This is a genomic window from Wolbachia endosymbiont (group A) of Tromatobia lineatoria (assembly GCF_964028565.1).
Lineage (GTDB): Bacteria > Pseudomonadota > Alphaproteobacteria > Rickettsiales > Anaplasmataceae > Wolbachia > Wolbachia pipientis.
In genome coordinates this window covers 731,540-744,283 of sequence record NZ_OZ034791.1, presented here as the reverse complement: position 1 = coordinate 744,283, position 12,744 = coordinate 731,540, and the positions used below count along the sequence as shown (strand labels likewise).

At 36.1% G+C, this 12,744-nt stretch carries 13 protein-coding genes; 7 read left to right on the top strand and 6 right to left on the bottom strand.

Annotated features, from left to right (window positions below; genetic code table 11):
• Position 1: 1 nt before the first annotated feature.
• Positions 2 to 1,174 (bottom strand): NADH-quinone oxidoreductase subunit D, encoded by a 1,173-nt coding sequence (locus ABWU48_RS03815; protein ID WP_010962676.1) that lies wholly within the window; start codon positions 1,172 to 1,174, stop codon positions 2 to 4.
• A gap of 275 nt (positions 1,175 to 1,449) precedes the next feature.
• Here ABWU48_RS03815 and ABWU48_RS03810 point away from each other — a divergent pair, with 275 nt between their 5' ends.
• The 5 genes from ABWU48_RS03810 (at position 1,450) to folD (ending at position 5,710) form a co-directional block, all read left to right on the top strand.
• A complete protein-coding gene (locus tag ABWU48_RS03810; RefSeq protein ID WP_353288263.1) occupies positions 1,450 to 2,628 on the top strand; it encodes an aspartate aminotransferase family protein in 1,179 nt (392 codons plus the stop codon).
• A gap of 88 nt (positions 2,629 to 2,716) precedes the next feature.
• On the top strand, positions 2,717 to 4,000 hold the full coding sequence (locus ABWU48_RS03805; protein ID WP_010962674.1) for an HlyC/CorC family transporter: 1,284 nt from the start codon (positions 2,717 to 2,719) through the stop codon (positions 3,998 to 4,000).
• A 13-nt stretch (positions 4,001 to 4,013) separates the two neighbouring features.
• On the top strand, positions 4,014 to 4,280 hold the full coding sequence (locus ABWU48_RS03800; protein ID WP_010082293.1) for a DUF2312 domain-containing protein: 267 nt from the start codon (positions 4,014 to 4,016) through the stop codon (positions 4,278 to 4,280).
• Complete coding sequence (locus ABWU48_RS03795; protein WP_010082294.1) at positions 4,273 to 4,848, top strand: UbiX family flavin prenyltransferase; 576 nt, start codon at positions 4,273 to 4,275, stop codon at positions 4,846 to 4,848. Before ABWU48_RS03800 ends, ABWU48_RS03795 begins: the two co-directional genes overlap by 8 nt.
• Positions 4,832 to 5,710, top strand: coding sequence for a bifunctional methylenetetrahydrofolate dehydrogenase/methenyltetrahydrofolate cyclohydrolase FolD (gene folD / locus ABWU48_RS03790; protein ID WP_353288262.1), 879 nt, complete (start codon positions 4,832 to 4,834; stop codon positions 5,708 to 5,710). Before ABWU48_RS03795 ends, folD begins: the two co-directional genes overlap by 17 nt.
• Before the next feature lie 523 nt (positions 5,711 to 6,233).
• Here folD and ABWU48_RS03785 read toward each other — a convergent pair.
• From ABWU48_RS03785 to ABWU48_RS03765, 4 genes are all read right to left on the bottom strand, one after another.
• Positions 6,234 to 6,398, bottom strand: a complete 165-nt coding sequence (locus ABWU48_RS03785; RefSeq protein ID WP_353288252.1) for an IS3 family transposase — start codon at positions 6,396 to 6,398, stop codon at positions 6,234 to 6,236.
• Positions 6,388 to 6,552, bottom strand: coding sequence for a DDE-type integrase/transposase/recombinase (locus ABWU48_RS03780; RefSeq protein ID WP_265037971.1), 165 nt, complete (start codon positions 6,550 to 6,552; stop codon positions 6,388 to 6,390). Before ABWU48_RS03780 ends, ABWU48_RS03785 begins: the two co-directional genes overlap by 11 nt.
• Positions 6,553 to 6,555: 3 nt before the next feature.
• The gene (locus ABWU48_RS03775) at positions 6,556 to 6,852 is read right to left on the bottom strand and encodes an IS3 family transposase (protein ID WP_094189604.1); all 297 of its coding nucleotides are present in this window, start codon (positions 6,850 to 6,852) and stop codon (positions 6,556 to 6,558) included.
• A 122-nt stretch (positions 6,853 to 6,974) separates the two neighbouring features.
• Positions 6,975 to 7,277: a transposase gene (locus ABWU48_RS03765; protein WP_353288253.1), complete on the bottom strand. Its 303-nt coding sequence runs from the start codon at positions 7,275 to 7,277 to the stop codon at positions 6,975 to 6,977.
• 651 nt (positions 7,278 to 7,928) lie between these two features.
• Between ABWU48_RS03765 and fsa the strand changes: the two genes are divergently transcribed.
• Both fsa and ABWU48_RS03755 read left to right on the top strand, forming a co-directional pair.
• The gene (fsa, locus tag ABWU48_RS03760) at positions 7,929 to 8,570 is read left to right on the top strand and encodes a fructose-6-phosphate aldolase (protein ID WP_353288261.1); all 642 of its coding nucleotides are present in this window, start codon (positions 7,929 to 7,931) and stop codon (positions 8,568 to 8,570) included.
• A gap of 336 nt (positions 8,571 to 8,906) precedes the next feature.
• A complete protein-coding gene (locus tag ABWU48_RS03755) occupies positions 8,907 to 10,016 on the top strand; it encodes an ankyrin repeat domain-containing protein (RefSeq protein WP_209472768.1) in 1,110 nt (369 codons plus the stop codon).
• Between the two features lie 9 nt (positions 10,017 to 10,025).
• Here the strand turns inward: ABWU48_RS03755 and secA are convergent, their stop codons facing one another.
• Complete coding sequence (gene secA, locus ABWU48_RS03750) at positions 10,026 to 12,686, bottom strand: preprotein translocase subunit SecA (RefSeq protein ID WP_353288260.1); 2,661 nt, start codon at positions 12,684 to 12,686, stop codon at positions 10,026 to 10,028.
• Positions 12,687 to 12,744 lie beyond the last annotated feature (58 nt).

The window sequence follows — 12,744 nt, the reverse complement described above, 5'->3', positions numbered from 1 at the left end:
ATTACCTATCAATCTCACCAAAAACTATATCGAGTGAGCCAATAATTGCTGCAACGTCAGCAAGCATGTGTCCTTTTGCCATAAAGTCTAAGGCTTGTAAATGCGCAAAGCCAGGTGCTCTTATTCGGCACCTATAAGGTCTATTGGTACCATCTGAAACTATATACACTCCAAACTCACCTTTTGGTGCCTCAACAACTGCGTAAGCCTCACCTTCTGGTACGTGATATCCTTCTGAATAGAGCTTAAAATGGTGAATCAGAGCTTCCATAGATTTTTTCATCTCTGCTCTTGACGGTGGAGAAATTTTTCTATCTTCAGTTTTTATTTGCCCTTCAGGCATTTTCTCTATGCACTGCTTCACCAAACTGATAGATTGCCTAATCTCTGCCATTCTAACTAGATAACGGTCATAACAGTCGCCATTTTGGCCGATCGGTATATCAAAATCTAGTTGATCATATATCTCATATGGCTGGCTTTTTCGCAAATCCCAAGCAAGCCCAGCAGCGCGCAACATTGGGCCACTAAAGCCCCAATCAAGTGCCTGTTTAATTGATATTTCACTAATTCCTACAGTGCGTTGCTTCCATATCCTATTTTCTGTTAAAAGTTCATCAACATCGTCTATATATTTTGGAAATTGCTCTATAAACTTTGCAATATCCTCAATCAAATCTTCTGGAACATCTGCTGCAATTCCACCTGGCCTGATGTAAGCTGCGTGAAACCTTGCACCTGAAGCTCTTTCGTAAAATTCCAGTATTTTTTCTCTTTCTTCAAAGAGCCATAAAAGAGGGGTCATTGCTCCAACATCAAGTGCTTGAGAAGAAACGTTCAGTAAATGATTTAGTATTCTCGTCAGTTCACAAAACAAGACACGTAAATACTTTGCCCTAATTGGCACTTCACATTGCAACAATTTCTCCACACAAAGTGAATATGCATGCTCTTGTGACATTGGTGATACGTAATCAAGGCGATCAAAATAAGGCAAAGCTTGAAGATACGTTTTATGTTCTATTAATTTTTCAGTACCGCGGTGCAAAAGCCCAATATGGGGATCTGCCCTCTCGATCACTTCACCATCCATCTCTAAAACAAGACGCAACACTCCATGTGCAGCTGGGTGCTGAGGTCCAAAATTTAACATCATTGTCTTTAGATCGGGCATGTCCAGTAGTTTAAGATATTAAAATTGTATAGGCTAAAGTGCGCTCAAAGTCAATAAACTTCTTGCATAGGCTACAACTATCATTCAATAGAAACAAAAACTTTTACAATGGCTAATAAGTGTTGGTAAAACCAAGTCACTTTAGCTATAGAATGACAAAAAAGGTTTGCATTAGCCAAATTTTTAGTTGAAGTAGCATAAGAGGTTAAAGGAAAAGCTTTGTGTTAATGGATTCATTTCAGGTATAGTATAGATAATACCACAATACTTATAAAATGGATCATGTTGTTAATGCGTATAATAGACTTGACACTCCTATAGTCAGGGGAGAAGAGGCATATCTTTTTGATAAAGATGGTAAAAAATATTTAGATTTTGCTGCAGGTATTTCTACAACTTCTTTAGGGCATTGTCATCCATACATTACAGATAAGCTGAAAGAGCAATCGAGCTCATTATGGCACTGCTCTAACATTTTCACTATTCCCGAGCAAGAAAGGCTTGCCGAGCGTTTAACAACCCTTACTTTTGCAGATAAAGTTTTTTTCTGCTCAAGTGGGCTTGAAGCAACAGAAGCTGCAATTAAGTTTATTCGTCGTTACTTTTATTCAAAAGGGCAAGCAAAACGTAATCGTATTATTACAATTGAAGGAGGCTTTCATGGCCGCAGTATTGCTGCAATTTCTGCTGGAGGCAATGAAAAATCACGCGAAGGTTTTGCTCCGCTCCTTTCTGGTTTTGATAAAGTGCCAAGAAATGACATTAAAGCATTAGAAGAAAAAATCAACAATGAAATAGCTGCTGTATTTTTAGAGCCCATACAAAGCGAAGGTGGAGTATATCCACTAGACGTAGAATATCTTCAAAAAGTAAGGGAAATAACAAAAGCTCAAGGAATAATTTTGTGCTTTGATGAAGTGCAGTGCGGATATGGACGCATCGGTTCTTTATTTCATTATCAAAATGTCGGCATTGAACCTGATATGCTAACCTGTGCGAAGGCTATGGGTAACGGTTTTCCTGTAGCTGCATGTTTAGTGAAAGATTATATAGCAGAAGCAATTACTCCAGGAACTCATGGATCAACCTATGGTGGCAATCCACTTGCCATGACTGTTGGTAATGCAGTGCTCGATATAATGCTAAAAGAAGGCTTTTTTGATCATGTTAAAAGAATTAGTAAATATTTAAAAGAAAAGCTGTTGCTTTTAGCTAAAGAATTTCCTGAGATGATTTTAGAAGTTCGTGGAGAAGGGTTACTAATGGGAATAGAACTAGCAACTCTTGTAGCTGATAAAATTATTAGTCGATCTCTTGATAAAGGTTTAATAATAACTAGGGTTTTAAACAACAAAGTAGTAAGGGTAACCCCACCACTTATCATTGAGGATGAGCATGTGAACGCAGCGTGTAATATGCTTTATGATTTGTTTTTTAAGATTAAAGGTATATAAAATTCGGCAATATAAATTCAGGCTTGCAAATGCCTCTCATAACATGTAAAATTAATTTTATTTTTTATCACAATAACATCGTACTTTAATGGATTGGTTATTGGTCTTAGTATCATCAGCAATTTTTGTTTTGTTAGTTTTATCGTTTTTGTTCTCAGGAGCAGAAATAGGCTTAACCTCAATTAGCCGTTCTCGAGTTAATAAGCTAAAGCTAGACGGTAACAAAAAAGCCAGGGTAATAGATCGCTTATTAAATAGGAAAGAATTGACAATAGGAACGGTATTGCTCGGCAATACAATTATTAATATTACTTGCTCTGCTTTATTTACAGCAATATTTATCAATCTTTTTGGAAATGAGGGCATTCTCCTATCAACAATTATAATGACATTTTGTATTTTATTGTTCTGCGAAGTTCTACCAAAAACTTATGCTATTCAAAATCCTGAAAAATTTGCATCATTTTCTGCTTATTTTGTATTGTTTTTTGTAAAGATTTTTTCTCCATTGACACTAGGTATTCAATTTATTGTTAACCTCATCCTAAAATTATGTGGGCTGCATAAAGATAAGGAAGTGATATCTGCAGCGGATGCAATGCGTAATATGATTACTCTTCACCGCAGTGAAGGAACTATGTTGCAACAGGATTTAGATATGCTAAGCAGCATACTTGATTTGGCTGAGACAGAGATATCACAAATTATGACCCATAGAAGAAACCTATTTTCTCTTGATATAGATCGGAATAAAGAAGAGTTAATAAGAGAGATTTTAACCAGCAGTCACAGTAGAGTACCTTTATGGCAGAAGGAACCAGATAACATTGTAGGTGTAATTCACGTGAAAGCTCTAATAAATGCTTTGCGTGAAAAGAATAATAAAGCGGAAGAAGTTGACATTACCCAAGTTATGTCAAGGCCTTGGTTCATACCAGAAAGTACACCGCTCAGCGTGCAACTTCACAACTTCCGTAAGAACAGGAAACACCTTGCATTTGTTATTGATGAGTATGGAGCACTGCAGGGAATTGTAACTCTTGAGGATATACTGGAAGAAATAGTTGGAGAAATTTCGGATGAACATGATTTGATTACGGAGAATTTTATAAAGAAAATATCTGATAATATGTATCACATAGAAGGAAAATCTACTATTAGGGACATTAACAGGCAGTTATACTGGAATCTCCCTGATGAAGAAGCTACAACTCTAGCAGGTATGATTGTGAATGAAATAGAGCGCATTCCTGACGAAGGCGAGGAGTTTTCCATGTATGGTTTTCGCTTTAAGATTTTAAAAAAAGATAAAAATATTATTACTGTTGTTGAAGTGCAAGTAAAAATTGGTAATATTAGTGGCAGCAATTAATTAGTCGAGTTTCATGGAAGATACAGTAAAAATAACGGCTGAAGAGTTGAAGGGTTACATAGAGAGAATCGAAAAACTTGAACAAGAAAAGAGGGATGTGCAAGATCACATTCGTGATGTATATGCAAAAGCCGCAGATGAAGGTTGGGATATAAAAGTGATGAAACAAATTATTAGGCTGAGGAAGATGGATGATGATGACAGAGAGGAACAAGAAATATTGCTTGATACCTATAAACGTGCATTGGGAATGAGCTACGAAGAAGAGTTAAGTGAATAGCAGAATTGTAATTGGAATAAGTGGAGCATCTGGTTCTATTTACGGTGTGCGTATTTTAGAAGCGTTGAAAGACGTCGATTATGAAACTCATTTAGTGATAAGTCGTGCTGGGAAAGTAACTTTAGCTCACGAGATTAAAGAAAAACTTGAAGATATTACATCACTTGCAGATTTTTACTATTCTGAAGAAAAGATTGGAGAAAAAATAGCAAGCGGCTCATTTAAAACCTCAGGGATGATTGTAGCACCATGCTCTATGAAGACAATGTCTGAAATCGCATCAGGTGTTACTTCCAATCTATTGACAAGGGCTGCAGATGTAACGCTAAAAGAAAGAAGAAAGTTAGTTCTTATGGTGCGAGAGTCACCACTGCATCTTGGGCATTTACAAAATATGTTAAAATTAACGGAGATGGGAGCAATTATTGCTCCACCAGTGCCTGCTTTTTATATTAAACCGAAATCGTTGGATGATATTATTAATCATTCTGTTGGCAAAGTATTGGATTTATTTGATATCAAATTACCCGACTTTAAGGAGTGGCAAGGAAGTGACAATTATTATTGATGGTAAAAAAATAGCAAACGACCTATGTGAGAGGCTATCACAAAAAATTGATATTTTAAAGAGAGAGTATAACATTTTTCCTTGCCTGAAAGTAATTCTCATGGGTAGCAATCCAGCAAGTCAGGTTTATGTTCGCAACAAACAGAAAAAAGCAGAATCAATAGGCATAAGTTCTGAGACCATTGTTTTGCCTAATAATATTTTAGAAGATGAATTAATTGAAAAAATCAATGAATTAAATGAAGATCCATCTGTGCATGGCATTTTAGTGCAATTGCCTTTACCAAATCATATTAGTGCAAGCAGAGTAATTAACACAGTAAGTGTTGAAAAAGATGTAGATGGCTTTCATGATGAAAACGTTGGCAAATTAGTTAAAGGTGAAAAAAACTGCCTTATACCTTGCACTCCTAAAGGTTCTTTGCATTTAATTAAGTCAATTGAAGAGAACCTTTCCGGTAAAAACGCAGTGGTAATTGGTAGGTCAAATATCGTGGGCAGGCCAATGTTTTACCTGCTATTGCAAGAAAACTGCACTGTCACCATCTTGCATTCACAAAGCAAGGATTTAGCTGAATATTGCTCTAAAGCGGATATAGTAGTTGCAGCAGTCGGAAAGCCAAATTTTGTTCAAGCAGACTGGATAAAGAAAGGTGCAATAGTGATCGATGTTGGCATAAATAGCGTTAACGTAGGAAAGCTTGTAGGTGATGTTGACTTTGAAGGAATAAAAGGGAAAGCCAAAGCTATGACCCCAGTACCCGGGGGCGTTGGCCCAATGACCATTGCATTTCTAATGATGAATACTGTTATTGCTGCTTGCTTGCAAAAGGGAGTTGATGCTTCTGATTTCATTGGTTGAGGTATGAAGAGGAAAGCTATATGAAGATAGAATGTACCATATCACAATTAATAAAAAATTGAGATTTTTGAAATTCCTCAGTAGTCAAATTTATTAAATATTTAGGATCATCATCTATTCTTTTTTCTCTACAAGTATAGCTAAAGTGGCTTAGGTTTACCTACAATTTGAAAAACAACAAATTCGTCATTCCGCTACTCGTTAGCGGAATCTATGCTGAGATACCGCGGCGGTATGACGTAGGGAAACCTTTCTTGGGTTAGCTATAGTTAGTGGAATTGCAAAGTTTCTAGGCATAAAAAGCTTTGAACCTAATATATGAGCCAAACTTGATTTTCCAACCGTAGATACACCTGTAATAAAAATAATAGTCTTCATTTTGTGAATTTACTTGCTATATGAACTATCGGAGAAATTTTTTTATAGTTTATAGTATCTGACCTTACCCAGAAAAAGTGGAGAGAAAGTTTGGAATGTTTTTCACAAAGAGAATGATGAATCAAAATGCTCAGGAATGCAATAGTTAATGGTGACGTTGTTTGTTATAAAAAATTTCTATATATTCAAATATAGCAGTTTTGATATGCTGTTTAGAGTGCCGAGAGGTGTCTATTGGTAACTCCCTTTTTAGAGAACTGAAGAAGCTTTCCACAACAGAATTGTCGTAACAACAACCTTTATAACTCATCTATGTTTTTTATGGATAAGAGATATTGATACCCTTGCGCAGTATATTGTGAACCTTGGTCACTGTGCAGCAGTAGATTTTTAACAGGTTTACGCCTATTAATGGCCATTAATAAAGAGTTCATAACCAATTGTTTATTTATTGCACTACTCATTAACTACCATACGTGAGAATTATTGCTGCCAAATATAGCCATCCCTCCTTGGTTTTGATGTAAGTAATCCCATACTTTATTTGGTTGATCAACAATAAAGTTTTGATCTAGTATATTGGGAGCTACAGCTCTATTATCTGTTTGTTGTTTTTTAATTTTAAACTTTCTTCTCAGTATAGCCCTGATGTCATTTTTCTGCATAATACTTTGCACCGTTTTCAAATTGCAACTTTTACCCAAAGCCTTCAATTCAGCATGAATTTTAGGAGCTCCATATCTACATTTAGAAACTTGATATATTTTTTGAATAGCTTCGAGTAGCTCTTTATTTGCTGATTCTCTACTGCTTATTTTTCTTGTGGTCCACTTATAGTAGCCACTAGCAGAAAATCCTACATAATTCCTGTACTTTATAGCAGTTACTATATAAAAAAATATTTTACTCTTTTTGACTGGCCAGGGCTTTTTTTAAAATGTCTCTTTCCCTTGTTACTCCTGCTTTGTAAATCAAACCTCTCTTTGTCGTAAGGAGCCATGTTACCTCTACCTGGAAATGCATTTGCCGCTGACTTTTTTTCGTTGTGTTTCTTTATCCATTTTCCTAATAAACCACCCTTTATTCCTAAATCTCTTGCTATTTTTGTAATTGTTTGACCTGCCTTTCTTTGTTCATTTGCCAGTTTAACAGCTTCCAATTTGAATTCTGCCGTGTATTCTCTTGCCATTTCTAATCCTCCAAAATTTTATTTTACCCAAAAAAACTCTTTTCTTTCTCTCCACTTTTTCTGGGTAAGGTCAATATACCAGTGCCGAAAATAGTTGACAAAGATTGTGTATACTTATTACAATTGTTTGGGTACCAGAAGTTTTTACGGCAACAAAGTATGCACTAACTATAAGTAAGGAAGACTTTAAGCAGGCAATAAAAAAAATGAAGTAACGTTTAAAAGAGATTGAAGGAGAGAAGAAAAAGGTAAAAGGGAATACGGCAGAAAATGAATCTTATTACAAATAGCATAAAGGGCTTTTATTCTAGTGTTAAATCGGACCTAGATTGGCAAGCCAAACGTAGTCTTATTAGAACATTAGTAAAAGAAGTCAACATTGATCTTGATAAAGTAGATGTAGTATTTAAGATCAAAGAACTTGAAAACCACGCCCAGAATGGACAAAATCAAAAGATGGTACATTGTCTAAGGGGTCTGGGCACTGGGATGACATCTTTTTTCTTGGTACAAATTACTCTTATGTCTCAATATTTGTACAGTTGTGTTATCGGCTGTTTGATGTTTACAACGCAGAAAGTTCATACGGTTGTAAGTCAAGCGGTAGGATGACAAGATTTTGCAAGGGTATTTTTTTTATAGGAGATGAATATGGAAATTTTTCTTGATAGCGTTGATTTAAATGAAATTAAAGGACTAAAGGAGTTCATTGACGGCATAACAACTAATCCTTCTTTAATAGCAAAGTCCGGGCGTAAAAATAAATACGAGGATTTAGTGCGTGAAATATGCTCTATTATAAAAGGGCCTGTTAGTGTTGAAGTTGTTGCAGATAGCCATGAAGAGATGATCACAGAAGGTCTGAATTTAGCAAAAATTGCTGATAATGTTGTGATCAAATTACCTCTTACACATGAAGGATTAATTTCTTGTAAAAAGTTATGGACAGAGCATAAAATACCTGTTAACATCACATTATGTTTTTCTCCTGGACAAGCACTGCTTGCCGCTAAGGTCGGTGCTTGTTTTATTTCCCCCTTTGTTGGTCGCCTTGATGATATAAGCTATGATGGCTTATCGCTAATAGAAGATATATGTACTATATATTCTAATTACGGTTTTGATACTAAAGTTCTTGTTGCATCAGTGAGAAGCCCAGCGCATGTAATAGAAGCTGCAAGGCTTGGTGCTGATTCAATTACTGTGCCAGCAAAAGTACTTAGACAATTAATTAATCACCCACTTACTGACCAAGGGCTAGCAATATTTGAAAAAGACTGGGGTGTAAAATAATAGACGGTTACAAATGAACATAAAAATTGGCGTATCCGTTCAGGCAATGGCGTCAACTTAAGAGCCTTCATTAGCAAACTCTCCTAAAGACATGATGGCGTTTGCTACCTTATTGCGGCTGCCCTGGTCGAATTTTAACTTTATAGCTAACCCAAGAAAGGTTTCCCTACATCATACCGCCGCGGCGCTAACGAGTAGCGGAATGACGAATTTGTTGTTTTTCAAATTGTAGGTAAACCTAAAGCTATAGAAAAAAAGAAGAACCAGTTTCTTAGTTCTTCATTGACATAATCCACTCCATATGCCATAATAAAATTTTATATCTTGGAGAAGGAAATGACATTAAGGTTAATACTACAAGAAGTCAACAGTAGTCCAGACCTGAGTGCAGAAAATGTAGTTGAGAAAATCAAAGATGAACTACAGCAGAAGCTTCCAGATATCTACAGTGAGTGGGAAAGTAACCAGTTTGATATAAATCACACATTTGAAGTACTTAATTGTGGTTTATTACTTATAGCAGCTAAAAATGGTTGTGGAAAAGTAGTAAAACACCTAATAAAAAGCGGGGCTAATGTTAATGTACAAGATGTATGGAAAAAAACCTCTTTACATTATTCTGCTCAGTATGGGTATACGCAAGTAGTAGAAGTTTTGCTAGAAGAGGGAGCAGACGTTAATGCACAAGATGAAGATAAAGAGATTCCTTTACATGTAGCTGCTGGCAAAAGAGATATAGAAATAGTGCAAATGTTATTGGAGAAAGTGGCAAATGTTAATCTACAGGATAAATCTGGAGGAACTGCTTTGCACTATGCTACATGTAATGCTAACATATGTACTCCTATGAAGGATGATAGTGCAGCAAAGATAGCGGGACTTTTATTACAAAGAGGAGTAGATGTTAATATAAAAGACGAGGATGGAAAAACTCCTTTGCATTATGCTATTGGTTATGAACTTATACAAACAATAGAAATGCTATTAAAAAAAGGTGCAGATGCTAATATAAAAGACAAGGATGGAAGGGCACCTTTATACTATGCTACTCTTAATTATAGTTACCGCAATATAAGGTTAGGAGGAAAACTGCTACTAGATTGTGACACAACTTTACTAGGTAATTTTTATGAACCTTACAAACCTAGTCCAAGGATGGCAAAACTCCTGCTAAATTATGGTGCAAATCCATCATGCATCCATAGACCTAAAGCTATAACAGCAGGAATTACTGTGGGTGTTATATCTGCTGTTGTAGTTCCACTAGTACTTGCCTATGCCACTGCATTACCTGCACTAGCAATAATTGGAATTACTGTAGCATCTGTACTGATAGTTGGTGGTATTACCTATGGAGTTGCATATAAGTCATCAGAGCATTCATTAAACAGTAAGCTAAGTGAGGTTAGCTGCAGTAATGTTGATGGAAATAAACAAACTGTATAACCATAATTATTAGTTCACCACAGTAACCGCACCATGGCAGTGTTTGTATTTCTTTCCGGAGTTGCAAGGACATTTGTCATTTCTTGAGACTTTGGGAAGTCTTCTATTTCTAGCAGAATGTAACCTATTGCCTATCTCTTGGTTGTCTGCCAACTTAAAGTGTGCTAAGCGGTGAATGGTGAGTTCCTTCCATTTTTCAAGCATTGACTCAAACATCAAGAAAGCTTCGCGTTTAAATTCATTCAGTGGATCTTTCTGCCCCATAGCACGTAAGCTTATGCTTTGTCTTAGGCTCTCTAGAACTGAAAGGTGTTCCCTCCATAAATGATCAAGTGTCATTATCATCATTTGCTTCACGATCGTATTCCACAAATCTGTAGTGTGCTGACTGTTGAAATATTTTTCTTTCTCAGTAAAAAATTCTTGTATCTTATCATTTATATAATTCAAAGCTTCTTGTTTATTCAAAAACTTTGCCAAGTCTTCTTTATCAAGCGTTATTCCATACCTTGTATGGAATTCTTTGGCTATATCTTCAACATAATCTTCGTAATAGCCACTTTGGATTATACCTTCTACTACGCTCTCATTTACTTCGCTATACACTTCAAATATATCATTAATTTCGTTGCCTAAGATATTGTTTCTCTGCTTAAAAATAACTTTACGTTGGTTATTGATTACGTCATCAAACTTAAGTAGAGATTTCCGCACGTCATAGTTTCTAGCTTCAACTTTCTTTTGCGCTTTCTCGAGTGCCTTATTGATCCATGGATGATGAATAGCTTCGTTATTCTTTAACCCTACTTTTTGTAAAAAGCTTCTCATTCTATCAGAGCCAAATATTCTCATTAGGTCATCTTCGAGCGATAAAAAGAACTTAGAAAGTCCAGGATCCCCCTGACGACCAGAACGGCCGCGTAATTGATCATCTATTCTCCTGCTTTCATGTCTTTCGGTTCCAACCACACATAAACCACCAGCTTTTATAGCAATTTCCTTATCTTTTTTTACTCTTTCAACTATTTCTTGGTATTTTTTTTCTCTTTCATCAGCATTTTTTATCTTCTTTAGCTCCACCTTTGCAATCATTTCAGCATTTCCACCAAGCTGAATATCAGTTCCACGTCCTGCCATGTTAGTTGCTATAGTGATACTACCTGGCACTCCAGCTTGCGCTATTATGTACGCCTCTTGTTCATGATAACGAGCATTTAATACTGAATGCTTAAGAGAATGGCTTTGCAAAAGCGCAGAAAGCTTCTCAGAGTTTTCGATGCTCACCGTGCCAACAAGGACCGGTTGAAGGCGTTTGTAGCATTCTTCTATAAACTTCAACACAGCATTAAATTTTTCCTTTTCTGTACCGTAAATTTCATCATCAATATCAACTCTTTTTACAGGTATATTGGTTGGAATTTTTACTACATTTAATCTGTATATATCACGAAACTCTTCTGCCTCTGTTGCTGCTGTTCCCGTCATTCCGGAAAGTTTATTGTACATACGAAAGTAATTCTGAAATGTGACCGATGCTAAAGTTTGGTTTTCATGCTGAATTTCAAGATTCTCCTTCGCTTCAAGTGCCTGATGAAGACCATCGGAATATCTTCTGCCCTCCATCATACGCCCAGTAAATTCATCAATAATCACTACCTTGCCATCCTTTACTATATAATCTTTATCAGCAGTAAACAGCTTATATGCACGTAATGCTTGGTCTATATAATGAGTCATTATCATGCTGTCAGTATCATAGAGCGAGGAATTTTCAGGAATGAGATTGTATGACCTTAGTAGTTCCTCCACTCGTGAAATACCATCTTCAGTCAAGAATACCGTTCTACCTTTTTCATCTACTTCATAATCGGAGTCAACTAATTTGGTTACTATTTTATTGATATGCTTATATATCTGATTGTTTTCCTCAACCGGGCCAGAAATAATAAGCGGAGTGCGAGCTTCATCAATGAGTATTGAGTCCACTTCATCAACTATTCCGTAGTGAAAGCCTCTCTGAACCATGTCTTCTTGAGAAAATTTCATATTGTCTCGCAGGTAATCAAAGGCAAGCTCGTTATTTGTGGAATACACGATATCTGCACTGTAAGCCTCTTTCCTCTCTTCGTCTGTCAAGTTATTCGTAATAAACGCAACAGAAACCCCAAGAGAATTATATAATTTGCTCATCCACTCTGTGTCTCGTTTTGCAAGATAGTCGTTAACAGTTACGACATGTACGCCTTTCCCTTCTAAGGAATTTAGATATGCTGCTAAAGTTGCAACGAGTGTCTTTCCCTCTCCTGTTTTCATTTCTGATATCATGCCATTGTGGAGCACCATTCCACCAATCAGTTGAACATCAAAGTGCCTCATGTTAAGAAATCTTCGAGAGGCTTCACGCACAACTGCAAATGCAGGTACGAGAAGATCATTTAACGTTTTCCCATTTTTCAATTCTCGATTGAATTCTTCAGTTTTACCAGCAAGCTCCTCATCAGATAAGCTCTGCATTTCTGTTTCTAATGCATTTATTTGCTGAACAATTTTCCTAAAGGATTTTATTATCTTCTTGTTTGTTGATCCAAATATCTTTCTTATAAAAAAGAATGACAACGTAAAAATAAAAAATATAAGAATGGCTGTCAAAATTAGCGGAGAATCTAGCATAAACTTAAGTAAAGTCTTATTTAATATGAGATTATATTACTAAATGCAGCCTACAGCA